At 39.7% G+C, this 24875-nt stretch carries 30 protein-coding genes and 1 other annotated feature; of the genes, 2 read left to right on the plus strand and 28 right to left on the minus strand.

Annotated features, from left to right (window positions below; translation table 11 throughout):
* Positions 1–48: 48 nt before the first annotated feature.
* From ABES52_RS10935 to nadB, 4 genes are all read right to left on the minus strand, one after another.
* On the minus strand, positions 49–222 hold the full coding sequence (locus tag ABES52_RS10935) for a hypothetical protein (protein ID WP_429651242.1): 174 nt from the start codon (positions 220–222) through the stop codon (positions 49–51).
* A gap of 252 nt (positions 223–474) precedes the next feature.
* Positions 475–1581, minus strand: a complete 1107-nt coding sequence (gene nadA, locus ABES52_RS10940; RefSeq protein WP_429651187.1) for a quinolinate synthase NadA — start codon at positions 1579–1581, stop codon at positions 475–477.
* A gap of 18 nt (positions 1582–1599) precedes the next feature.
* A complete protein-coding gene (gene nadC, locus ABES52_RS10945; RefSeq protein ID WP_429651188.1) occupies positions 1600–2433 on the minus strand; it encodes a carboxylating nicotinate-nucleotide diphosphorylase in 834 nt (277 codons plus the stop codon).
* Entirely contained in the window at positions 2402–3988 is a 1587-nt protein-coding gene (gene nadB / locus ABES52_RS10950; RefSeq protein ID WP_429651189.1) for an L-aspartate oxidase, read from the minus strand. The genes nadC and nadB overlap by 32 nt, the downstream gene beginning before the upstream one ends.
* Positions 3989–4117: 129 nt before the next feature.
* Here nadB and ABES52_RS10955 point away from each other — a divergent pair, with 129 nt between their 5' ends.
* A complete protein-coding gene (locus ABES52_RS10955; protein WP_429651190.1) occupies positions 4118–5239 on the plus strand; it encodes an IscS subfamily cysteine desulfurase in 1122 nt (373 codons plus the stop codon).
* 75 nt (positions 5240–5314) lie between these two features.
* The gene (locus tag ABES52_RS10960; protein ID WP_429651191.1) at positions 5315–5866 is read left to right on the plus strand and encodes a transcription repressor NadR; all 552 of its coding nucleotides are present in this window, start codon (positions 5315–5317) and stop codon (positions 5864–5866) included.
* A gap of 34 nt (positions 5867–5900) precedes the next feature.
* On the opposite strand, the gene pheA is transcribed toward ABES52_RS10960, so the two are convergent.
* From pheA to ABES52_RS11080, 24 genes are all read right to left on the minus strand, one after another.
* The gene (gene pheA, locus ABES52_RS10965; protein ID WP_429651192.1) at positions 5901–6749 is read right to left on the minus strand and encodes a prephenate dehydratase; all 849 of its coding nucleotides are present in this window, start codon (positions 6747–6749) and stop codon (positions 5901–5903) included.
* Positions 6750–6872: 123 nt separating this feature from the next.
* Entirely contained in the window at positions 6873–7343 is a 471-nt protein-coding gene (locus ABES52_RS10970; protein ID WP_429651193.1) for an ACT domain-containing protein, read from the minus strand.
* 12 nt (positions 7344–7355) lie between these two features.
* Positions 7356–8639: a GTPase ObgE gene (gene obgE, locus ABES52_RS10975; RefSeq protein WP_429651194.1), complete on the minus strand. Its 1284-nt coding sequence runs from the start codon at positions 8637–8639 to the stop codon at positions 7356–7358.
* Between the two features lie 49 nt (positions 8640–8688).
* Positions 8689–9222 carry a Spo0B C-terminal domain-containing protein gene (locus tag ABES52_RS10980; RefSeq protein ID WP_429651195.1) on the minus strand — a complete coding sequence of 178 codons (534 nt, stop codon included), beginning with the start codon at positions 9220–9222 and terminating at the stop codon, positions 8689–8691.
* A gap of 145 nt (positions 9223–9367) precedes the next feature.
* Complete coding sequence (gene rpmA, locus ABES52_RS10985) at positions 9368–9658, minus strand: 50S ribosomal protein L27 (RefSeq protein WP_429651196.1); 291 nt, start codon at positions 9656–9658, stop codon at positions 9368–9370.
* A 12-nt stretch (positions 9659–9670) separates the two neighbouring features.
* Positions 9671–10003: a ribosomal-processing cysteine protease Prp gene (locus ABES52_RS10990; RefSeq protein ID WP_429651197.1), complete on the minus strand. Its 333-nt coding sequence runs from the start codon at positions 10001–10003 to the stop codon at positions 9671–9673.
* 11 nt (positions 10004–10014) lie between these two features.
* Positions 10015–10323 carry a 50S ribosomal protein L21 gene (gene rplU, locus ABES52_RS10995; protein ID WP_429651198.1) on the minus strand — a complete coding sequence of 103 codons (309 nt, stop codon included), beginning with the start codon at positions 10321–10323 and terminating at the stop codon, positions 10015–10017.
* An 11-nt stretch (positions 10324–10334) separates the two neighbouring features.
* Positions 10335–10414: a sequence feature (ribosomal protein L21 leader region), on the minus strand.
* A gap of 250 nt (positions 10415–10664) precedes the next feature.
* On the minus strand, positions 10665–12146 hold the full coding sequence (locus tag ABES52_RS11000; protein ID WP_429651199.1) for an Rne/Rng family ribonuclease: 1482 nt from the start codon (positions 12144–12146) through the stop codon (positions 10665–10667).
* Positions 12147–12225: 79 nt separating this feature from the next.
* Positions 12226–13092 carry a M50 family metallopeptidase gene (locus ABES52_RS11005; protein ID WP_429651200.1) on the minus strand — a complete coding sequence of 289 codons (867 nt, stop codon included), beginning with the start codon at positions 13090–13092 and terminating at the stop codon, positions 12226–12228.
* Complete coding sequence (locus tag ABES52_RS11010) at positions 13085–13831, minus strand: peptidoglycan DD-metalloendopeptidase family protein (RefSeq protein WP_429651201.1); 747 nt, start codon at positions 13829–13831, stop codon at positions 13085–13087. Before ABES52_RS11010 ends, ABES52_RS11005 begins: the two co-directional genes overlap by 8 nt.
* A 482-nt stretch (positions 13832–14313) precedes the next feature.
* Positions 14314–15114, minus strand: coding sequence for a septum site-determining protein MinD (gene minD, locus ABES52_RS11015; protein WP_429651202.1), 801 nt, complete (start codon positions 15112–15114; stop codon positions 14314–14316).
* A gap of 2 nt (positions 15115–15116) precedes the next feature.
* Positions 15117–15797 (minus strand): septum site-determining protein MinC, encoded by a 681-nt coding sequence (gene minC / locus ABES52_RS11020; RefSeq protein WP_429651203.1) that lies wholly within the window; start codon positions 15795–15797, stop codon positions 15117–15119.
* An 88-nt stretch (positions 15798–15885) separates the two neighbouring features.
* Positions 15886–16404 carry a rod shape-determining protein MreD gene (gene mreD / locus ABES52_RS11025; protein ID WP_429651204.1) on the minus strand — a complete coding sequence of 173 codons (519 nt, stop codon included), beginning with the start codon at positions 16402–16404 and terminating at the stop codon, positions 15886–15888.
* Positions 16401–17276 (minus strand): rod shape-determining protein MreC, encoded by an 876-nt coding sequence (gene mreC, locus ABES52_RS11030; protein WP_429651205.1) that lies wholly within the window; start codon positions 17274–17276, stop codon positions 16401–16403. The genes mreD and mreC overlap by 4 nt, the downstream gene beginning before the upstream one ends.
* Positions 17277–17299: 23 nt before the next feature.
* Positions 17300–18322, minus strand: a complete 1023-nt coding sequence (locus ABES52_RS11035; protein WP_429651206.1) for a rod shape-determining protein — start codon at positions 18320–18322, stop codon at positions 17300–17302.
* A 161-nt stretch (positions 18323–18483) separates the two neighbouring features.
* Entirely contained in the window at positions 18484–19155 is a 672-nt protein-coding gene (gene radC / locus ABES52_RS11040; protein ID WP_429651240.1) for a RadC family protein, read from the minus strand.
* Positions 19156–19208: 53 nt separating this feature from the next.
* A complete protein-coding gene (locus ABES52_RS11045; RefSeq protein ID WP_429651207.1) occupies positions 19209–19778 on the minus strand; it encodes a Maf family protein in 570 nt (189 codons plus the stop codon).
* A 123-nt stretch (positions 19779–19901) separates the two neighbouring features.
* Positions 19902–20825 carry an SPOR domain-containing protein gene (locus ABES52_RS11050; protein WP_429651208.1) on the minus strand — a complete coding sequence of 308 codons (924 nt, stop codon included), beginning with the start codon at positions 20823–20825 and terminating at the stop codon, positions 19902–19904.
* Positions 20826–20915: 90 nt separating this feature from the next.
* Complete coding sequence (locus ABES52_RS11055) at positions 20916–21362, minus strand: type II secretion system protein (protein ID WP_429651209.1); 447 nt, start codon at positions 21360–21362, stop codon at positions 20916–20918.
* Complete coding sequence (locus ABES52_RS11060) at positions 21362–22081, minus strand: hypothetical protein (RefSeq protein WP_429651210.1); 720 nt, start codon at positions 22079–22081, stop codon at positions 21362–21364. The genes ABES52_RS11055 and ABES52_RS11060 overlap by 1 nt, the downstream gene beginning before the upstream one ends.
* Entirely contained in the window at positions 22082–22687 is a 606-nt protein-coding gene (locus tag ABES52_RS11065) for a PilN domain-containing protein (RefSeq protein WP_429651211.1), read from the minus strand.
* Complete coding sequence (pilM, locus tag ABES52_RS11070; protein ID WP_429651212.1) at positions 22684–23637, minus strand: type IV pilus biogenesis protein PilM; 954 nt, start codon at positions 23635–23637, stop codon at positions 22684–22686. Before pilM ends, ABES52_RS11065 begins: the two co-directional genes overlap by 4 nt.
* A gap of 26 nt (positions 23638–23663) precedes the next feature.
* Positions 23664–24404, minus strand: coding sequence for a prepilin peptidase (locus tag ABES52_RS11075; RefSeq protein WP_429651213.1), 741 nt, complete (start codon positions 24402–24404; stop codon positions 23664–23666).
* Positions 24405–24418: 14 nt separating this feature from the next.
* The gene (locus tag ABES52_RS11080) at positions 24419–24823 is read right to left on the minus strand and encodes a type II secretion system protein (protein WP_429651214.1); all 405 of its coding nucleotides are present in this window, start codon (positions 24821–24823) and stop codon (positions 24419–24421) included.
* Positions 24824–24875 lie beyond the last annotated feature (52 nt).

Raw genomic sequence — 24875 nt, forward strand, 5'->3', positions numbered from 1 at the left:
GTAATGTATAAATATCAACAGAATCGTTTAACATAGCCTTTAAAAAAATCACTTTTTTGACACCCTCAATGATGGATCAACTTCATCATAAGATAATGTTGTCACTTCTGTGTAATCACCTCGAGCAATCTCCTCTTTTGTTGCCTCTTGCCCAAGTTCTTCATCGTCATCAATTCCAGGTGCAATAGTTGGCTCAATATTTTTCATTTCCTTTTTCAACAATTGTGATCATTCCTTTTTAGTATATTTATTCCCAGCATAACTTGAAATTATTTTGACGTGTCTTATTCTCCGGAAGGGTGAATCACACTTATGTCATATTTTAACACTTTAGCGAATTTAAACTTTTTTAACGATTTAAAAGGCTGTCCCTAACGCCTAAATTTCCCCCACCATGCAAACATTCTAAATTGCAATCGTCGCGTGAGTGTCAGACACTTATGGGACAGCCTCTTTTAGTTATATTCCATTTTTTTACGAACGTTGCAACATCCGTTCAAGAGCCAGTCGAGCGTCATTAGCGGTTTGTTCGTGAACTTGAATACGATTGACTGGCTGCCCTTCTACAATGCTTTCGAGAGACCATAATAAATGAGGTAAATCGATTCGGTTCATCGTTAAGCATGGGCACATATGCGGATTTAAGGAAATAATATGTTTATCTTGATGTTGCTGAATTAATCGATTCACCAAGTTCATTTCCGTACCGATGGCCCAGGAAGAACCTTTTGGTGCTTTGGCAATCGTTTCAATAATATAATTCGTAGATCCATTTTCATCGGCAAGTTCCACCAATTCTCGGCGACATTCTGGATGAACAATAATTTTCATCTCCGGATATTGTTGTCTCACTTGATAAACATTTTGTACGGTAAAATTCTCATGAACCGAGCAATGCCCTTTCCATAAAATCACTTTTACAGAAGCTATGTCGCCTGCAAAGATTAGCTCTTCTTGAATCGGATCCCACACAGCCATCTCATCTAGTGGAACTCCTAAGTCATAGGCTGTATTTCTCCCTAAGTGTTGGTCAGGTAAAAACAAAATGCGTTCTTTTTGCGTAAATGCCCATTTGAGCATTTTTTTCGCATTCGACGACGTCACCGTAGCTCCACCGTTTTTCCCGACAAACGCCTTAATTTCCGCAGTTGAATTCACATACGTTAATGGAAGAATCGTATCACCAAACATTTCTTGAAGCTTTACCCAAGCCCTGTTCGTCTGGTAAATGTTAGCCATATCTGCCATAGAACAACCTGCCCGCATATCTGGTAGATAAACCAACTGTTCGTTATTTGTTAAAATATCGGCCGTTTCTGCCATAAAATGAACCCCACAAAAAACGATGTGCTTCGCTTCTTTATTTTCAGCTGACAGTTGCGCTAATTTCAACGAATCCCCCGTAGCATCTGCAAATTGAATGACTTCGTCTTTTTGATAATGATGACCGGGAATATATAAGGACGTACCTAGTTCTCGCTTTATTTCAAGAACTCGTTGTTCCATTTCTTCACGCGTCAATTGTCGATACGTTTCAGGAATGGTTTGTTGAGATGACTGAATTGCTTGCAGGAAACTCATTCAAAACCCCTCCATCCTTTATTTAAAAACTTTTGCACTTATGTCCAGTGCTTTTACCGAATGGGTTAAGCACCCAAGAGACAACACATCAATACCGGTTTCGGCATATTCACGAACATTTTCTAAATGAATGCCACCAGAAGCTTCGGTTAAGATGGATTTCGGAACGAACGGTAGCCATTCGCGTAACGTCTGTGGTGAACAATTATCAAACATGATGATATCGACACCGGCTGCAATCGCTTCTTCCATCATTTCTTTTGTTTCTACTTCCACTTCAATTTTTAGCGTATGACCGGCCTTTTTTTTCACCCGGTTCACCGCTTCGGTAATCGAACCAGCATAAGCGATATGGTTGTCTTTAATCATGATGGCATCATCTAAGCTGTTCCGATGATTTTTGCCACCCCCACATCTAACAGCATACTTCTCCAACATCCTTAGCCCCGGTGTTGTTTTTCGGGTATCAGTAATGATGACACCGGTATGAGCGGTTAATTCGACGGCTTTTTTTGTCATAGTCGCGATGCCACTCAGTCGTTGAAGAAGATTTAAAATCACCCGTTCCCCTTTCAACAAGGTAGCGACCTGACCTCGTGCAACCGCAATCGTGTCAAACGGTTTCACGATGTCTCCATCGCTTTTAAATGTGGTCACTTCAATGGAGTCATCTAACACACGAAATCCCACTTCCAAAATGTCCTTACCACAAAAAATACCTGCTTCTTTTGCAACAAAGTACAGTTCATCTTTTTCGGATTCTCGAAAAATGAAATCGCTCGTCACATCAGTATCACCAATATCTTCAATAAAAAATAGTTCAAGCATATGCTTCAATTTCAATACATTCATGCTGTTTCCCCCAACCGTAATCGTTCATTTGTTGCATAATCGTTTTTTGGCGCCAACGTTCATCTTCTAACGGGAAATCTGAACGAAAATGACCTCCGCGACTTTCTCTTCTCTTTATCGCTCCTTGAGAGATTAAATAACTCGTCACCAGCATAAATAACGTTTGAATGTCTTCCTTTTCCATCTGATCTAACGAATGAGTTAACCAGTACGAAAGGTGAAATTGTTCAAGCCACCGTACATGCTCGTTCAATGCTTGTTGATGACGGACGATACCTACCCGTTCCATGTTAAGTTTTCGAATTTCATCCTTTATCGGGAACGATGGCTTTAGTTCGGCAGTTGGCCAGTTTTTTTCTGTGTTTGGCGTGGCGGAAAGGGAGCTCCTTTCACTTTTTATCCAAGAGGCTAAACGACGCCCAAAGACAAGCCCCTCTAATAAAGAGTTACTTGCAAGCCGGTTGGCCCCATGAACGCCACTAAAAGCTACTTCCCCGATGGCATAAAAATGAGGCAGTGTGGTCCGACCAACCGAATCTGTCACAATCCCTCCCATAATAAAGTGACAACCCGGAGCAACAGGAATCTTTCCGCTGCTAATGGAAATACCTTGCTTTTCACAAAACTGACTAATGGTCGGAAACTTTTGCTCAAAATAAGACACGCGTGATATGTCTAAATACACGTTTCTTCCTTTACGCATCTCATCAAAAATCGCTTGGGCAACGACATGTCTCGGCGCTAATTCCTTTAACGGGTGTATTCCTTCCATAAAATAGTAGCCGCTGTCATTGACAAGTCTCGCTCCTTCTCCTCGAACGGCTTCAGAAATTAATCCTTTTGCTTTACCATCTTTATAAAATAACGTAGGGTGAAATTGGATAAATTCGACATCAGCAACGGCGACACCATGTCGGTAAGCGATGGCTAATCCATCCCCGACTACTGTTGGATCGTTCGATGAAAACTCGTATATGCCTCCAACACCACCGGTCGCAAACACGACATGATCCGCATACATCTTTTGGATTGTTCCATCATGAGAAATGGACTTAACGCCAATACACCGATGGGTCGTCTCATCCACGATTAAGTCATAAACAAATTCGTTTTCTAGCCATTCTACATAAGGAAACACTTGTTGAAGAAGAAAATCAATGATCTGTTTCCCTGTTTGATCCCCACCACAATGGACGATTCGTCTCGATTGGTGAGCCCCTTCCATCCCTAAAAGAAGCTGGCCTTTTGGATCTGTATCAAATGGCGCACCTTCTGCAATCAACTGTTCGATAGCATTTTTTCCTTCCTTAATAAACGAATAAACTGAATCTTCGTGTTGAGTAAATCTCCCTGCGTTTAACGTATCTTGAACGTGTAGTATTATCGAATCATCCGGTGCAAGAGGTGCTGCAATTCCCCCTTGGGCTAGATAAGAATTACTATGTGTTTTTAATGACTTTGTGATTATCCTCACATGATAGTCCCTCATTAAGTGTTTGGCTAACTGTAAAGCAGCAATGCCACTACCTACAATTAACACGTCACATTTCATCATAAAAAGTCCTCCTGATTCAACAGGTGTCTTGACACTTATATTTACATATATTTAAACTAATGACAAGAGTTTTTCTTCAGAAGATCGAAAAAGGAAAAATTTTTATGTTACATGAAGAAGGGATTTAACATGAGATATTTAGATTTTGCTGCAACAACGCCAATCGATAAGGAAGCTTTACAAGTATACATGGAAGTAGCCCAATCGTTTTATGGGAATACGCATAGCCTTCATGATATTGGGAGTAAGGCCGCCCAATTACTAGAAAACTGTCGCCTGACGTTGGCCAATATTCTTAATGTACCGAAAGAAGGGATTCATTTTACAACTGGTGGAACCGAAGCGAACCAACTCGCTTTATTTACATTTGCTTGGAGTATTAAAGATGGAAAAAATCATATGATTACGACAAAAGGAGAACATTCGTCGATTCGCTCGACGTTTCCTCTTCTCGAACGTCTCGGGGTGGAAATAACAGAGCTTTCTTTAACATCCACAGGGGAAATCGATCTGAAACAATTAGAAAACGAAATTAGACCGTCAACTTTTTTAGTAGCAACCCATCATGTGAATGGGGAAACCGGAGTTGTCCAACCGATCGACGAGCTAAAAAAAATATTGGCTCCACACGATATTTGGTTGCACGTTGACTGTGTCCAATCGTTTGGTAAATTACCGCTATCCTCTATCGTTTCGAACGTTGATAGTCTAAGTATTTCAAGCCATAAAATATACGGACCAAAAGGGGTAGGAGCCTTGTACATTCGCCCAAATTTGTACATCCACGCACTATTTGCCCAAACACCTTCAGATAACCGTTTACGTGGTGGAACGGTTGATCTTCCTAGTATCGCTGCGTTTGTATATGCCGCTAAGAAAGCCGAGTCGAATCAACAAGCGTATTATGCGTTAGGTGAACGCTTACGAAAAGTGTTTTTGAACAAGCTTACCTCCCCATCCATTCGGATTATTCAACACCATGAAGCGGTAAAACAGCTCCCCCATGTGATAGGCTGTATAATTGATGGAATGGAAGGCAGTTATGTCATGTTGGAAGCGAATCGTCATCAATTTGCGATTTCAACGGGGTCGGCGTGTCAAATTGGTATGCAGCAACCATCCAAAACGTTAACATCGATGGGGATTTCTGAGGAACAGGCGAAACAATTTATTCGCCTATCTGTAGGAAAAACGACTACCGAACAAGACATGATTGATTTTGCTTCTTTTTTACATCATATTTGTCACTGATGATGCATCTTTACGTTAACCTTTAGAAATATGGTACAATGCAATTATGACGAATTTTGTTCGAGGGGAGTCATGATGAAAGAACAGAAGAAGTTATTAGGCGAAGAGCGTCGAAACTTATTACTAAATATGTTAAAAAATAGTCAACAACCCATTACTGGTGCGGAATTAGCGAAAAAAGCGAATGTAAGTCGCCAAGTGATCGTAGGCGATATTACGTTATTAAAGGCACGAAATGAACCTATTATCGCTACCAGTCAAGGATATTTATACTTACATCCCGTCAATGGACAAAAAGAAGCAACAAAAACGATCGCCTGTTATCATCCACCGGAACGAACGGAAGAAGAGCTTAATTTACTTGTTGATCATGGGGTGACCGTCAAAGATGTCAAAATCGAACATCCAGTATATGGTGATCTTACCGCCTCGGTGATGGTGTCTAACCGGAAAGAAGTACAAATGTTTATGGAACGAATACGGTCAACCAATGCCTCTTTTCTTTCAGAATTAACTGATGGAGTTCATTTGCACACTATTTCCGCACCGAACGAACAATATTTATTGGAAGCAGAAAAAGCGCTTGAGAAAGCTGGATTTCTAATGATTGTAGAAGAACAAGAGTAATAAAACAACCCACTCAAAAGAGTGGGTTGTTTTATTATGTAAACGAATAGGAAGGGTAGCTCCCTAACACCTTTACTTGACAACCAAGCGCTTCCATTTCCGCTACCGCTCCCGGTAACAATACATCATCCCATTCTTTTTCAATATCGATAATAAAATAATAATTGCCTAATCCCGTTTTCATCGGACGGGATTCGATTTTAGTTAAGTTCAACTTCCGCCACGAAAAAGCAGAAAGAACTTGATGTAACGCTCCTGCATAATCGGACGGTAGCATCACCATCACCGTCGTTTTCACTTGTTTCGTAGACTGGGAAATACAGCGGAAATTTTCTCGAGAGACGACGATAAAACGTGTATGATTATGTTTGTAATCGTGAATATCTTTTTTAAGAATGGTTAAGTCGTACTCTTTTGCTGCTAGTTCATTTCCAATCGCTGCGTACTTTTTCTCGGGATGCTCGCTAATCCATTTAGCAGCTGCGCTTGTTGAAGAAGTATACTCGACAGGAACACCTTTTAGTTGTTGGTGTAAAAATTTGTGACATTGGGCAATGGCATGACTATGCGATAATACTTTTTCGGGACGTATCTCCTCTTCAGCTGCATACTGAGCATGCATCATTAAATGTTGGCGTATTGGCAAAATCAATTCTGCGATAATTTTTAAGTCTGTCTCTTGTACTAAATAATCGATAGTTAAATTCACTGACCCCTCAAGTGCATTCTCTAACGGAACAACCGCTATATCTACCTCTTTTGCGGAAGCGGCTTCGATACATTCTGGAATCGTCATATATGGATTCAATTGAACATTTGTAAATGCTCGCTTTACAGCTAAATGCGTGAAGCTGGCATTCGGACCTAAATAGCCTACTTTCATTATGCTCCCCCTTTGTTTACATCCATCTCTATAAAAAATTTCTTTTATTATTAAGCATAGCTTCTATCAGTAGAGGTCCCCCGCTGATGGTTAGTGATAAAAAGAAAAGGTCGAGCTGTCGACCTATGCACCTGAGCCGAGCACCTCGACCTTTTCCACAAATTCTAACTGCCGAAGTTGATCAAGTAACTCATCTAACGTAATGGACATGTCAGTAACATTTAATGATAACGTCACATTTGCTCGACCTTGTAATGGAATCGTTTGGTGAATGGTTAACACGTTACAGTGATGTGATGCAACCACACTTAATAACTGTGATAAAGTTCCTGAACGGTCTTCTAAATGAAAAAAGAGGGTAATAATTTTTTCCTTCACAATCGTGTGAAACGGAAAAACCGTATCGCGATATTTATAAAAGGCACTGCGACTTAAATCCACCTTTTTAACCGCATCCCATATGGATGAAACTTTTTTTCGTTCAATTAATTCTTTAGCTTCAAGTGTTTTTTTCATCGCTTCTGGAAGAACATCTTCCCTGACTAGATAAAACTTTAGTCCTTGATCCTTTTTATTCAATGGAATTTCCCCCATCTTTGATGCCTCTTATTCAATAAATTCAAATTCATAATCCAATAAGCGTACGGTATCTCCATCTTGGGCTCCTTTTTGCCGCAGAGCTTCATCAACACCCATCGCCCGCATTTGGCGTGCAAAACGACGGACGGATTCGTCTCTGGAGAAGTCGGTCATTTTAAACAATTTCTCAATTTTCTCTCCAGATAAAACGAAACTACCGTCTGAATCTCTCGTAATTGTAAACTCTGGTTTCGGTTGTTCATGCTTATAAACGACGCGATGAACACCCGTTTCTTCTTCGTGAAGCGGAAACTCAGGTGTTTCTTCTAGCTTATCTGCAATTGCAAATAATAAATCCCGTAATCCTTGGCGAGTAAGGGCCGAAATTGGGAAAATCGGTACGTCGTTTCCTACTTTTTCTTTAAATGTCGCTAAATTCTCTTCAGCGCCAGGCATGTCCATTTTGTTCGCAACAATGATTTGAGGTCGTTCTGTTAAACGTAAATTGTATTCTTTCAATTCTTGATTGATGGTCACATAGTCTTCATACGGATCTCTTCCTTCCATAGCCGCCATATCAATGACATGGACGATGACGCGAGTCCGCTCTATGTGGCGTAAAAATTGATGTCCGAGCCCGACTCCTTGGTGGGCACCTTCAATTAATCCTGGTAAATCAGCCATGACAAAACTGCGACCATCTTCTGTTTCCACCATCCCTAAGTTCGGAACAAGTGTCGTGAAATGGTACTCAGCAATTTTCGGTTTCGCCGCTGAGACAACGGAAAGAAGAGTTGATTTACCGACGCTTGGAAAGCCTACAAGGCCAACATCAGCTAATAATTTAAGTTCTAGAATAACTTCACGCTCTTGACCAGGCTCCCCTTTTTCACAAATTTCTGGAGCCGGGTTCGATGGTGTCGCAAAACGAGTATTTCCTCGACCACCTCGTCCACCTTTGGCAATCACAGCTCTTTGGCCGTGTTCGGTTAAATCGGCGATCACTTCTTTTGTATTGGCATCCATTACAACTGTACCTGGTGGAACTTTTACAACCATCTCTGGGGCATTTTTGCCGTGCTGATTTTTTGACATACCGTTTTCTCCACGCGGGGCTTTAAAATGACGTTGATAACGGAAATCCATCAACGTACGTAACCCTTCGTCTACTTCAAAAACGACATCCGCTCCTTTCCCGCCGTCACCACCAGCTGGCCCACCTTTTGGAACGTATTTTTCACGACGGAAGGCGACCATTCCGTTCCCGCCGTCGCCACCTTTCACATAAATTTTGACTTGATCGACAAACATGTTCATTCCCGTCCTTTCACATAATCTGTCATTCTCTTACGGACGAATGTTATAAACATAACTTAAACGATAGCAATTGTGTGTCTACATGAAAAATTTCTATATGTTTAATGTGACCTTTCGCATTCTCTTCTAACCACGTTTTAATTCGATGTGGCTCCTCCATACGACCTGTTAAGCGAAAGGTAAACGTAATGGCTTCTTTAAATGTATGTAAGGTGAGGTGGAGTATGTTTTCGACATCTTTCGATAGTTCGCAGTCGAGCATTTGAAAAAAAGCATCAATCCATTGATCGAGCCACTCATCTGAAATAGAAATTTCATTTGCTTTCGCATGTATTTCGTACGAAATTTGGAATGCATGAGGCTCCCAATTGTGCGTAATTAACCGCTCAGCTACGCGCGGAAGTTGTAAATTGGATAGTTTCGAATCTTCCTGGGCTCGAGCTACAATCTCGTTAATCAGTTCTTTTACCCGATCCAATTTATTTAACGTAATATACCCCTGAATTAATTGGAGCTGATTTAACCAATCATGTCTTGCATGGCGCAAAACTTCCACAATCGTCCATTTTTTATCCATGTTCATACTCCTATTTTATTGACAAAATAAAGATTCATCTTCTTCTTGTAAGTATAACAAAAAAGAGAAGAATCGTTCTATTATTTATTTATAAAATAAAAATAAGAAAACTCTAACCACTAACGGTTAGAGTTTTCTTATCGTCTTATGCTTCTTTCGCTACTGGGTATACGCTCACTTTTTTCTTGTCACGACCCATACGCTCGAAACGTACGATACCGTCAACTTTTGCGTATAATGTGTCGTCACCACCACGACCAACATTTAGGCCTGGATAGATTTTGGTACCGCGTTGACGATAAAGGATAGAACCACCAGTTACGAACTGGCCATCCGCACGTTTTGCACCAAGACGCTTCGCGATTGAGTCACGACCGTTCTTAGTAGAACCTACCCCTTTTTTGGATGCGAAGAACTGTAGGTCTAGTCTTAGCATTCGTTCCACCTCCTAGCTGAAGGTAATGTGTATATATTTTCCGTAATCACGTTCAATTGTTTGCAAGGAAATGACCATTCCTTGCAATAACAATTGAACTTTTTCTTCTACGTCTTTTGGCAATTGCTCTGGAACCGTAAATCGAAGATATCCACCATCAGAACTTTGATCAATGCGTGGCTTAATCTTCGTTAATTGAAGAATCGCATTAATTGTTCCGAATGATACGGCTGAAGCACCAGCACAAACAATATCTTGACCGTGTTCCGCGAAGTTCGCATGTCCTTTCATGGTAAAGGACATGATTTTGCCATCTGAAGTTTGTTGAATAGCTACCCGTATCATCGTTCGTCGCCTTACGCGTTGATTTTTTCAATCACAACTTTTGTGTAAGGTTGACGATGACCTTGTTTACGACGGTAGTTCTTTTTCGGTTTGTATTTGAATACAACGATTTTCTTTTGACGGCCGTGTTTTTCAACTTTCGCTGTAACAGTAGCACCTTCAACTACAGGGTTACCTACTTTTACAGACTCACCGCCAACGAAAAGAACTTTGTCAAACGTTACTGTTTCACCCTCTGCAACGTTTAACTTCTCAACGTAGATTGTTTGACCTTCTTCTACTTTGATTTGTTTTCCGCCAGTTTCAATAATTGCGTACATGTTTCGCACCTCCTTAGACTAAGACTCGCCAAACTCAGGTGATTGCTAATGCAATGCTTTAAAACCTGGTGTTGTGCGGTTGTAGCATGGGTGCTGCTACAAACAATAACAATAAAAATCCTAACATATTCACTTAATTACTGTCAACTTATTTCTTTTTATGTTGGTTCTGTTAAACGATACTGTTGATATTCATACATATCGCTTGTGGCGGACGCATTCCGCGGGCAAGCCGCAAGCCCAAGTAAGGGTCTTGCGGCTTTTTGTTCCCGCTGGAGTCGCCGCCTTTCGATTCATGTAAATAACTTACTAAAAATCAACAATGACATATAACATAGCCTTTATGTTAAAAGAATTCGCTCGGCATCACGTTGTTGTCCAACAAATGAAATACGATAGAAAGGATAGGCATTGTTGATTTCTTTCATATGTATACGAACAAATAACGTTTCTTCTAGCTGCTTATGGTGCCCCCCCTTTTCCCCAATAAAAAATTGTTTTACATCAGGAGTTAATTCAACAATGACCGCTTCATACTCCCCATTTTTTAATTCCCATAGCTCCCTTTCTAATCGAAATGCTAACGATTCTGCGGATATGACTCTCCCCCTACCATCACAAATCGGACATGTCTCTGTTGTCTCGGTTAACCACGAATTTCTTGTTTTTTTACGTGTTAATTGGAGTAATCCTAATTCCGTAAATCCGATTACATGAACGCGTTTTGTGTCCTGCTTAATTTCATTTTGCAGTGCTGTAAGAACAATATTTCGATCCACATCCGATTTCATATCGATAAAATCGACGATGATAATGCCGCTTATATCCCTTAACCTGAGCTGTCTAGCAATTTCAACCGCTGCTAATCGATTCGTCTCAACAACCGTGTCTTCCAGGCTATTTTTCCCCGTAAACTTTCCTGTATTGACATCGATGACCGTCATTGCTTCGGTTTGTTCAATCACGATAAAGGAGCCATTCGGCAACCACACTTTTGGTTGACGTAATTTATCCAACTGCCCTTCTACTTGATAAGCAGAAAAAATATTTTCGTTTCCTTGATACCGGTAAATCGACCATTTTGGTGTTTGCTTAAGCCATGTTTTTATTTGCTGGTAGAGGGAAAATTCATCAACGAGAATGGTCCCTCCTTCTCCTGTCAAGATTTCATTTTTTAACTGGGTGAGCCATTCATCGTGTTCATATAAAAGGGCAGGTGGTTTTAGACTTGACAAACGGGATATCATGTTGGAAAAAGCGGTTCGTAATGTGATTAATTCCTGCTCAATCTCATTTGTCGTTGCATTGGCACATTGTGTACGTATAATAACCCCTTCATCATCTTTTAGTAGCTTCCTCACAAAACTTTCTAACTGATACCGAGTTTGTTCATCGGTGATTTTTTTCGATAAATGAATGCGTCGGGCAAACGGTAAATAGATGAGGTACTGTCCTCCCCATTCAATCAGTCCAGTTAAAAACGGCCCTTTTAGTTCTGTTCCGTCTTTTTTTACTTGGACGACGATTTTTTCTCCTTCCCGAACCCAATGATGAATAAGCTTTTCTTTTTTGGTGGATTCATCGAGAGGAGAAAGTAGGTAAGAAGGGAGTTGATCACGATGCAAATACCCGTTTTTTCCTATTCCAATGTCAACAAAGGCGGCATTTAAGCCCTTTTCAATGGAAACTACTTTCCCATAAAATATATTTCCAACTAAGGTTGAATTGGTTACAGGTGATAGTTGGAGCCGTGACAGTACCCCATCATGTAAAATGGCATAGCGCTTTTCTCTTTGTAAGGCGTTAACTATCAATTCGACCAAACGGCATTCTCCCCTTTTATGTATCTCGAAAATAAGAAAAGGTCTTTATACAGACCTTTTTCTTTAAGTATACACGTTTTCAATACGCATATAAAAGCTCATCGATTCGTGCTGAAAACATGTTGTACGAAAAAAAAGCATGCAGTACTTCATTTTCGTCTAGCGATCCTATTTCTTTTCCGTTTTTTACAACAACAATCGGATGTTTGTATCCTCTTTGAAATTTTTCCAATACGGAAAATAATTTTTCGTCAGCTTGGACATAAATTGTTTTTAATTTTTTGATTGTCGACGCTTTTCCATAATAACGGTCCATTAAAAACCTCATAAACGTATAATGTCTCTTTTTCCATTCCATCCATATAGAAAAATATAGAAAACTAAAAATAATCCATAAGTTTAAATGATATGGGGATAGCCAAAGCATACAACTATGAAATATAAGCAAACTGACTAGTGACCATGCTAAAATGGCTTGATACGCTTGCTGGAACGATAAAAATCTTGATAGGCCTAATAACAGTAATTTTCCCCCATCAAGCGGCCAAATCGGAAGTAAGTTAAAAAATAGAACCATATAGTTAAACGTCATCCATTCACTGTACAGGTATGGTGACATCCAACCTAACCGAAACAATATAAAACCAGCAGCAAGCATCCAAACGTGCTGCAGCGGACCAGCAATAATGAGAATGAATTCTTCTAGCTCGCTGCGATTGCTGTGTTCATCTACTTCAGCTACTCCACCAAAAGGTAATAACGAGATTTTTTTTATTCTCCAAGAAAAAAAGAGTGCGGCAAAGGCGTGTCCGAGTTCATGAACAAACACAATGATAAATAAAATGAGCAATGAAATAAAATGTCCAGTAACAATTGCCAAACACATGACAAGCCAAAATAAAGGATGAATCGATAGTTTTTTTCCGATAGAGACCCATTTATTCAAAGGAGATCACCTGTATTGGATCAATGAAATGATTATCTTTTTTAATCGCAAAATAAAATTGTCCGGCCTGCTCGTTCGTCACTTGGGCCGTTCCTATTTTTTCTCCGCTACTAACCGGTTGATAAAGGGTGACATCAATTGTTTGTAAATGTCCATACCACGACTCCGTACGGTCCACATGCTGAATAATCACCGTGTTACCCAATCCTTCTTTTTTCCCAGCAAAAACAACAAGTCCATCGTTAATCGCTTCAATATCCGCCCCAGCCTCTGTTTCGATCATCACGCCTTGTCCGGTTTCATCAAAGCTTTCTTTCACTTTTCCCGAAGCAGGAACCGCATAATCAGGTGTTGCTGTAAAGTTACTTTTATTTCCTGACTTCGTTGGGAACAAGGCTAGCGGTTGATCAAACGTATTTTCGTACCAGTTGGCAATTGACGCAAATTGAAATTCTTGACTCATTGCTTCTTGAATGAGTGCTCTTGTATTTTCTAAGGACGGGGAGGTGTTTTTAAAAATAATGGCTACAGCTAAAGTGAGCAAGGCAGAGCAGAGAATTTTAAACATCAGCACTTCTTTGTTAAACAACGGATGATCATCATCTCCTGACACTTCAAATGATGGATATGAATCCATTCCGAATCGCTCTTCATCCATCGCAGACCAATAGGTTGGAGGTTGACGACTTTTCCTTCTTTTTTCAATTCTTTTTCTGATTTCATCTCGCCGATTCCCCATACGCACATCATGCTCCTTTATCAATTTGTACCAATGTATGTCTTGTCCGAAAAAGATATGACAAGGGAGATGATGAATGTTCATCCGAACTTCATTGGTAACTTTATTACAAATAGTTTAGATTTTTCGTAAACAGCTCCTCAATTTTGCACCGAATGACCAAAAAATCCATTAATAACAAGCATTGAACAAGTATTTATTTGTTTAACAAACAAATATGAAGTAACTTTATCGTGATTTATGAAAAAGGCTGGGTTATATTTCATTGTTGATTTTTAGCAAGTTGTTCACACGGCGGCGACTCCAGCGGGAACAAGAAGCCAGGCAAGACCCTTACTTGAGCGTAGCGAGGGAAGCATCTTGCGGCTTGCCCGCGGAAAGCGTCCGCCACAAGCGAAATGGATAAATATCAATAGTATCATTTAACAAAGCCATAAAAAAAAGAGACTCAAAGTGAAAAACACTTCAAGTCTACAAATCATTTATCTTACGCCAAACAGTTTTTTAATTTTCGAAAACATACCACCTTTTTCATCTTCTAGTGGCTGTAACGGAATCGATTCACCGAGGATACGGCGGGCAATGTTTCGATAGGCAATTGATGCCTTGTTATTTGGATTTAATACGACTGGTTCTCCTTGATTAGAAGATTTAATTACTTCCTCATCATCGACAACAATACCAATTAATTCGATCGACAAATGGGTCGTTATCTCATCAATATCGAGCATATCACCGTTTTTCATCATTTGACTGCGAATTCGGTTAATGATCAATTTTGGTGGTTCAATGTCTTCTTGCTCCAATAAACCGATAATGCGATCTGCATCGCGAACAGCGGAAATTTCAGGCGTTGTTACAACGATAGCTTTATCCGCGCCAGCGACCGCGTTTTTGTAGCCTTGTTCAATTCCGGCCGGACAATCAATAATTACATAATCAAAATCGTGCTTGAGCTGCTCAACTAGTTCTTTCATTTGCTCCGGCTGAATAGCTGATTTGTCACTTGTTTGAGCCGCTGGTAAAAGGTATAATTGGTCATCAAACCGTTTATCTTTCACTAGTGCTTGGTGCATTTTACAACGTCCATTGACGACGTCAACGAGGTCATAAATAATTCGGTTTTCCAGCCCCATAACAACGTCTAAGTTTCTTAGTCCAATATCAGTATCGACTAAACAAACTTTTTTCCCTTGTAGGGCGAGGGCCGTTCCAACATTTGCAGATGTTGTCGTTTTCCCTACGCCACCCTTTCCGGAAGTAATGACGATTGCCTCACCCACGTTCAAAATCCTCCTTTAAGCTTTGTAATATTCGGTCGAAGCTGCTTTAACACTTTTATACGATCAATGACAATTTGATAAGAATCGTCTATATATGCACATTCCATTTCATGTGATTCATTTTCGTCGTATTGGTCTGGTGCTCGGTTTAAGCAATGATTAATGCGGAGCTGGGATGGCTTCATGACAGAAGCTGCAATGACCGCCTCATCGTTACCAGAGCATCCGGCGTGAGCAATGCCTTTTAATGCTCCCAATATATAAATATTTCCACCGGCCACTACCGTACCGCCTGGGTTGACGTCGCCAATTAGCAACAAATCACCTGGGACTTCTAAAACTTGTCCAGAACGAACAATCCCGACTACAGAAGTAATTTCTTGCTCGTCTAGTATTCTCTGAACTTCTTGTTTTGTCATCACATTGGAAACAATATCATCAACCACTAAATTTTTTTTATGTCGAACTAACTGCTTAATTTCTTCTATTTGTTCATCGGTTAAAAACCGATTGCCAACATCAATTCGCACGGTAATTAATGGATAGTCGTCTTGATTGATATATTGGGCTGTTAATTTTTCGTCTAATTCTTTTTTCAATTCTTCATAGGAACACTGATCATTTAAAAATAAAGTTAAACCATCTTTTGTTCCTTTTATAAGTACATTTTGCTTTTTCTTCATGGCGTGTCATTTCACCTCAGTTAAACAATAATTCGACAATGAACCACCATTTTCCTCTTTTTTATCATTTTTTCGTGAGTGAAAATCGTTATTCTTCTGAACGTTCATTTTTCCAGCGAAGCAGCTGTTTCCTTAATGGGAACACGACAAGTAAAAAGAAAACGGTGTTTACGAATAGTGTTGGCCACAATCGAAGTTGGACAAATTGGTCAAAAGAAATGGTTGTCGTCTGGATAAGCAGATGGAATTGGTAGACAATAAATTCCAGGAAAACGTTACCAACTAATATAAGTAACGTTACAACCAACACGTTTGACTGAAGCACAATCATCAACTTCGATGTCCCATAAACTATAAAAGGGAACAAAGCTAAGTAAACACCAATGATTTCCGTGTAATACATATCGTAGAATAAGCCGAATACAAATGATAAAAGAAGCGCACTGCGACGATGATCATATATGACGATAGTCATTAAGATAACTAAGGTGAAATGGGGTATGATGATCCATTCTTTTCCGAATATAGTTGGTGGAAAATGCATCACAAAAATACTTTCAAAAACAAAAGACAAAGCGACGATGAGTGTAAGGATAAAGCGTCTCATTCAGCTTGATCCTCACTTTCATCCTCTAATTGTACTTCGGTTATACTTCGTTTGACGACCATTACATAGACGATATCGTTTAGGTCTGCTGCTGGTTTGACGTACGCCGTTTGGTTTAACCCGTATTGATCTGGTTCAACTTTTGCTACTTCCCCAATTGGAAGCAATCTTGGAAACACGCCACCGAGTCCAGATGTCACTACCTTTTGTCCTTCTTTAATTTCGACATCAAATGGTATTCGTTTCATGAGCAACATCTCTGACTCTTCATCATACCCTTCAATTAATCCGTAAACATTTTCTTTTCCTTGAATAAGAGCAGAAATACGGCTTTTCGAATTGTTCATACTCAATAATTCAATGGTGGAAGTAAACTTGTTGGTGCTTCTTACTTTCCCAATTAATCCTTTCGAAGTGATGACCGCCATATCTTTTTTAACGCCGTCTACTTCTCCTTTATTAATTTTTATATATTTATTCCATTGGTCTGGATTACTGGCAATTACTGTTCCGTGAATCACTTCATAATCTCGAAGGCTTTCCTTCATCCCTATAATTTCCCGTAATTCTTCATTCTCTTTTGTTAATTCACTGACAAGTGTTTCTAATTTCGCCAATTCTTCTAACCGAATTTTTAACTTCTCGTTTTCTTCATATGTATTTTTGATTTCTTCTAAAGTTTCAAAGAAGCCCGCGATATAATGAGCGGGCTTAGCGATTACTACTTGACCTATTCCAATCATGTCGTTGGCGAACTTTTCCGGCCATGTTAGGCTTTCGCGTTCCCTAAGGGAAAACCCAATCAATGCCACAAGCACAATGATACTTACTAACAATACAATCAGACGTTTATTTCGAAAAAATAGTGGCATGATGTACACCCCAGTTTGTTATCTTAACGAGATTCTTTTGCTTTATTTTTAAACATATGAATATTATCTAATGCTTTTCCTGTTCCTATAGCAACACAATCTAGTGGGTCTTCGGCAATTAATACAGGCATTTTCGTTTCTACGCTAATCACTTTGTCTAAGTTTCTTAACAGCGCTCCTCCACCGGTTAAAACAATTCCACGATCCATAATATCAGCTGCGAGCTCTGGAGGAGTTTTTTCAAGCGTACCTTTTACGGCTTCAACAATTGCATAAACGGTATCATGAAGCGCAGCGGCAATCTCTTCAGCGGTTATTTCAATCGTTTTTGGAAGTCCTGTGAGCAGGTCGCGTCCTCGAATTTCCATTGGTCCAATTCCTTCTGGGTTTGCTGCTGAACCAATTTCAACTTTAATTTGCTCGGCTGTTCGATCACCAATCATTAAATTGTATGTCTTGCGAATATATTGAATAATCGCATCGTCCATTTCATCACCAGCTACGCGAATCGATTGGCTCGTCACGATACCACCTAGCGATATAATTGCGACTTCTGTTGTTCCTCCACCAATATCCACAACCATGCTTCCGGTTGGTTCCCAAACAGGAAGATTTGCACCGATCGCTGCTGCAAATGGTTCTTCAATCGTATACGCGTCTCGTGCACCAGCGGAACGAGTAGCATCAATAACAGCTCGTTTTTCGACAGCTGTTATCCCTGATGGAACACACACCATCACATACGGTTTTCGAGAGAATAGTCCTTGATTTTTCATTGCTTGATTAATGAAATACTTCATCATGGTTGCCGTTGTATCATAGTCAGCAATGACCCCATCCTTCATTGGTCGAGTGGCAACGACATTTCCTGGTGTCCGACCAATCATATTTTTTGCGTCATTTCCTACAGCCACAATTTGTTTCGTATCTTTTTGTAGTGCTACAACTGATGGCTCGCGTAATACAATTCCTTTTCCTTTCACGTAAACGAGCGTATTCGCCGTTCCTAAATCTATTCCAAGGTCTTTTGTTCCAAATCCAAACATGCGTGTATCTCCCTTTCTGATACAGAATCCTTAATATAGTCTTTATACCAAACCTACGTTTAAAGTAAGAAAATTAGTAGCAAAATAATTCTTTGACGAAAAAATCATAACCAATATTATAGCCGAACGTCAATGAATTTCATAGAGTGGAAACCGATCTGTTATAAATATCCTTTTTCTTTTAAGCTAACATATTTCTTTTCGCCAATGATTAAGTGATCGAGTACTTCAATTCCTAACATCCGTCCGCATTCCACTAATCGTCTCGTCACTTCAATATCTTCACGACTTGGCGTTGGATCACCCGAAGGATGGTTGTGTACACAAATTAGAGAAGCAGCAGATCGGCGAAGGGCTTCTTTAAAAACTTCGCGGGGATGAACAATCGATGCATTTAAACTCCCGATAAAGACGGTCTGTTTATGCATTACTTGATTTTTCGTATTTAAATATAAACAGACGAAATGTTCTTGGGATAAAAAGCGTAGCTCTTCCATGACATATTTAGCCCCGTCTTCAGGGGACCGAATGACGTACCTGTCTTCAAACGTCAAGTTATGGATGCGCCTGCCTAACTCAACGGAGGCTAACAATTGAACCGCTTTAGCCTTTCCAATTCCTTTGACCGCCATCAACTCTTCTAACGAAGTATCTTTTAACATACGTAAACCTTCAAAATAAACAAGAAGACGATTAGCCAATTGTAAAACAGATTCTTCTTTCGTTCCTGTCCCAAGCAATATCGCTAATAATTCTTGATTGGAAACACTTTGCGGTCCGTTTTGAATAAACCTCTCCCTCGGACGGTCATTTTGTGGCACATCACGTAGCATCATGCTATTAATCAATATTTATCCTCCTTTTTTAGGAGGAACTTTTTAGGAGCTTACGAAAACTCCACTGACAAACGCTTTAACACACGATGTACCTTTGAGATTGGTAAACCGACTACTGAAAAATAATCTCCGTCAATTCGTTTTACAAATGTTGCACCAAGACCTTGAATACCGTACGCTCCCGCTTTATCAAACGGTTCACCACTATTCAAATATTGTTCGATTTCTTCAGCCGACAGCTCCCAAAAAGTTACCTCCGTCTTTTCGACAAAATGATGAACCGTTTCGTTATATACGATAGCTACCCCAGTTAATACTTCATGTGTGTTTCCTGATAACGCTTGCAACATGTTTCGAGCATTTTCACGATCGACAGGTTTCCCTAATATCTTTCCATTTAATACCACAACGGTATCAGCACCTAAGACGACGTCGTGAGGAAATTTATTAGCAACGTCTTTCGCTTTACGTATGGCCAATTCAGCGACTAACTCTTTTGGCGGAAGGTCAGCTTTTACTTCTTCACTAACAGTACTAGGGTGAATGTGAAAAGGTAAGCGAATTTGTTGTAGGAGTTCCTTTCTTCTCGGGGAACTTGAGGCTAAGATGAGGTTTGGCATAAAACCTACACTTCCTTTCTGTTATCGAGGGAGATACAGTATAATCGTACCAAATTCTTTTTTTCCGGACAATAAAAAGCCCGGGATTTGTCGAATTTTGATTTCCCGGAAAATATATATCGATTAATAGATAGAAAACATCGATAAGAGCGTCGCTTGTGTCTTCCACCATTGTATATCATTTTTCCCTTCTCCTAATGAGAGCAATTGTTGAAAGGTTTGATCTATGATTCTAACATACTCCTTTAATTGAGGAGAAAGCTCCTTTTCTTTCAACGATTGAATGTTAATATATGCCTTCTCCAATGCCGTATGATCGAGGGAACTACTTGACACGTATTGATCCATTTGTTGCAAAAGGAGCTGGAACGATTCATTCAACATAAGGAGGGCGTTTTCTTCCGAAGGTGTAAGCTCTATTGTTTTTCCCGTTAACGTCCATTTTTTTGCATAAGCGTCAATCCCTTTTTCTTTTAATGTGGCTGCTAATTGTTTAGCCGTAGTCAACTCCTTCGTCATGCCAGCAAAAATAAAATACTGGTTCCCATCGTGAACAATTTTTGTCGGTAAGCCGTTTTGTTTCAATGATTGTTCGAATTGCAGGGCCGCCTCTTCTTGCTGAAAGGCTCCTAATTGAATAACACTAACGGAAACGGTAGGTAGTTGGTACGTTTGATTTTCTTTATTTACTGTGGGGGTAGTTTTTGTTACCTTTTGAGATACGGGTTCGTCGCTCGAAAAAAAATTTAACATGATGAGCCCAAATATTCCCCCTGTTACTAGGGCTGATACAATGGTTGTCCACCATTTCAAAATATCTCTTCCACGAAATGGTCCAAAACCTTTTTTACGGTTCCATAAGCTTTTATATGATGAACTCACTACTGGCTTTTCTTCATTTTCGTCTACAAGCACAGCTTCGTCCGTGCTAGCTTGCTCTTCCATTCCTTCGTCCCAGCGGTGAACAATGACACCTTCTTGAAAATGGCGTTCTTTCCCGTTTATTTTTACCGTAATTCGATGTTTTTTATCTTCCGGCTTGTCCAAGCGGAGACACCTCCTGCCTTTTTGTTCCATGCTACCATATGGAATAAAAAAAAGAACAAGACTTTTGTCGTCTTGTCTAGAAAGTTATCGTCAATTTTCGCGGATTAATTCGACCGATAAAGCTTTCAATGGAATCGGTTGAACGCTTCCGTCAAAAAAGCATAAATTTTTAGTGTGTCCTTTTAAACAGACACCTTCAACCGTTCCATCTTTGACTGAAACATAGGAATGATTTTCTTGATGGTTAAGTTTTGTAGATGTATATGGATCTATTAATTCTTCCATCCAATCTCTTTCTACTAATAATTGATAAGGTATTCTACCAACGGATTGTCCTTGAATTTGTTGTTCTGTTAGATAAAGGCGAGCAGCTTCTACTAACATATAGGCATTTCCTACAAAGGCTTTGTCACGTTGGTTTTGGATGATGTTCCCAATCGCTATTACGGACACGGTAGCAATAATACTTAAAATAACGATAACAGCCAATAACTCTACTAATGTCACACCACGATTGTCTCGAGATAGTTTAACCATTATGAATCACCGTCCGAAAAGAATGGAAACGGATCTTGTTTGTTAGTTGAAGCAGGGACTTGAAGTTTTGGTACTTCATCGAGTAATTCTGTTAAGGTTGGGTAGTAATACGTTGTCACGACGACTTCAAATATGAAATCTTCCTGTGTTTCCATAATCGATGTCACTTCTTTCGGACCTTCAAATACGAGCTCCTTAATTTCGGTAATGCGTTGTAATTCTTCTATTTTGGATAAAAACGATTCCATTTCAAAATAATCGTCTGCCTTGACGCGAAGTTGATAACTCATTCGTTCGATACCGGTTGGAACGAATCCATTGTCAATCGATTGTTCAGAACTTGTCGCTTCCCCCTGCTTGGTCATGTTAAGCGATGGATCTATTTGTTTTTGTGCTTCCATTTGTGAAATTTGTTCAATTGAAACTCCCGATAGCATTTCGGCCATTTCTATGTCCAGCAACAACTGATCGGTTAATGGCTTTACCGGCAATTGTTGTTGTAATCCAATCGAACTCATTATCGTTTGTTGTTCCATGTTCTCGGTTTTTTTACTAATCACAGCTAACAGTTGTTGTTCCGTTTGTAATTCGTTTTCGATTTTTTTAAGCGTATGAACGTTTGGTTGATAAATCAACAGATGAATTGCGATAAGTGCCAAAAAACAGCATAAAGTCACCAGAAGGAGAATGGTCCATTCTTTACGAGTAAATGACTTCATCTATGACGATCCTCCTTCCTGCTCAAAGTGCTCTTTAACCAGTTGTTTATTTAATTTGATTTCATATAGGGCGATATAGCGTGGTAATACGTCTTCATTCTCGTTATTTTCAGCATCATCCGCTACGACTGGTTCTGTTTTGATGGATCGAAGCTGGACGTCACTAATCCATTCTATTTTTGTTAATGAAGTAAAGTAATAGGCTGCATCCCGCTGGGAATCGAACTGAATGGACAATTCAATCGTTTGCTGTTCCATCCATTTAAAATGACGGAAAAAACCGCGCTCAGGCAAAATAGAAATAAGTTCTTTCATGATTGGGACCGCTTGGATAGGATATTGAGAGGCCCAAGTAACCGCCTGTTCTAATTGTTGATACGCTTTATTGGAGGTATATGATAATGATTTTTGTTCCTCTGTTTCACGAATTTGTCTCGTTTGATTAACCATTTGCTCCAACGTCTCTATTTTTTGAAAAACAATATGAAGTTGAAACCAATATATTCCTCCTGTAATAAGCGTAAGGGCGATGATAAAAATTAATATATATTTAGGTGCACGATGCCTATCTTCTTTTCTCGGTAGTAGATTAATATCAATAATCATTTTAGCACCTCTTTTAATGCTAACCCAATCGCAAGTTCCATAGATGAAGGTATCGGCTCGTTGTCGCGGTCCATGAAATGTTGTTCAGGAACTTTAAACACTTCTTTTCCCCAGCGTTCTTTTAAGGCTTCTCCAAATACATCTAATACAGGGTAGTCGCCGCTTAGTAAAAAGCACGTAATATCCACATCCCCATGAAAGAGGGAATAACGGTAAAAGTTGATGACCCGCTCAATTTCTTTATATAAATCTTCCAGAGGCAAACTCCAATGATTAACCTCTTTTTCTTCCACCTGATTCCATTCAACCGGAATGGGTCGCATAAACACCGGTTGATAACCGTGAAAAATGGAAACAGTTAACAAATGACGATCAAGCTGTAACATCATATAATGTCCGTTTCCATCGATTACCTTTGAATATAAAAACAAGCGGTAAAGGGCTAATATAGACATATCAGCGGTAAGTGGCTTTAATTTGGCTTCCTCCAAGAGATTGGCATAAGAAGCCACAATATCTTCACGAGAAGCAAAAAGCAATACTTCTTGTTTTTTCTCTTTTTCCCCTAATGTAATAACATCGAAAACTGGATTTTCAAATGGCAAATGAATACTGGTGCCGATCTCTAAAAAAATATAGCTATGTAATTCATCTTCTTTTACATCTTTCGGAATCGAAAGTCGACGGACGATGGCGTATTGATCGGGAACTAAAAATTGGACAGGACGATGTTTAAGACCCCAATCGGCCACTATTTCTTCTAATATAAATAATAGTGTTTGCGAATCATAAATGACGCCCCCTTTAATCGTTTCTGGCGGAAGCTCTCGTTCCGTCCACCGAGTAACCGCAAATGGGGGAGTCGTTTTTGCTTCGACCACCCTAAGTGCATAATCAGTAAACACGATATTGATCACTTTCCTACCTTGAGAAAACCACGGTAGCTTCATACTTCTTTGCCCCTTCTAACAAAAAATTAATAGAATGAAAAATACCATTGTAAAATGTCCTGTCCATAAAAATAGCTAATAAGGGCACCTATCCCGATAAATGGACCAAACGGCATCGGTTGTTTCTTCTTCACTTTTCCGACGGCCAGTCCTATCACTCCACCAACTGTTCCGACGAGGGTGGCTAAAAAGAAGGTTAGCAAAATGAGTTTTGTTCCTAAAAGAAGGCCTAACACCCCAAATAGCTTAATATCACCGCCACCCATTCCACCTTTGCTCACGATGCTGATGAATAAAAGTAAGCCGAAGCCAACGACTGCACCAAAAAGACTATCCCACCAAGGATGTAACGGGATTAAAATTCTCTCAAGAAGAAACAATCCCAAAAAAAAGAGGAGTATTCGGTCAGGAATCATCATATAACGAATATCAGACACCGTAATAATAATCAGTAGCGAGATTATTGATAAACTAATCAACAACTGAAACGAAATTCCATGATAGAGATACGCAAAAACGAACAAACAACCTGTTAGCATTTCAATGAATGGATAAAGGGGGGAAATCCGTTCGCGACAAAAACGACATTTTCCCCCTTGAATGACATATGACAAAACAGGTATCAGCTCCATCGGCGTCAACACGTGCTGACAATGCGGGCACGCCGACCTAGGTCGAACGATCGACTGCTTCATCGGTACCCGTAACCCAACGACGTTAAAAAACGAACCAAATATGAGGCCGTAAAGAAATAATATGATTTTCATTGCTTTTCTAACGATTAATAATTGTGAAGATCCTCTTCAGTTGCTTCCGTAGCACTACTGCCATTAACTATAGTTACAGCATTATGATTCTTTATTGTGTAGCTATATTTCCCAGTGGTTTCGTCTTGATCTACTACCACTTCAAAACCATTATCATGTACATTTTCTAAGTAATTTTGTAAATCAGAGTATTTTAATGTTTTATCCCCAGGATCTTCGGAAGCAACATACAACTTTGCCGCATTAATAATTTGAATCGCTTCGGCAACTTTCGCATCATCTTTCGTCTTGTTAATAAGCCCACCAATACTCGGCACGGCAATCGCGGAAATAATCCCTAAAATAACGATAACAGCTAAAAGTTCTACTAAGGTCAATCCTCGCTGCTCTTTTAAACGTTTTTTCAATTGACTCATCATCGTTCATTCCTCCTATTCGACTATATATTTATGAGTCTAAAGTCATTATACC

Origin of the sequence: Aeribacillus pallidus (assembly GCF_050478865.1) — a bacterium.
In the GTDB taxonomy this organism is placed as follows: domain Bacteria; phylum Bacillota; class Bacilli; order Bacillales; family JACDOC01; genus JACDOC01.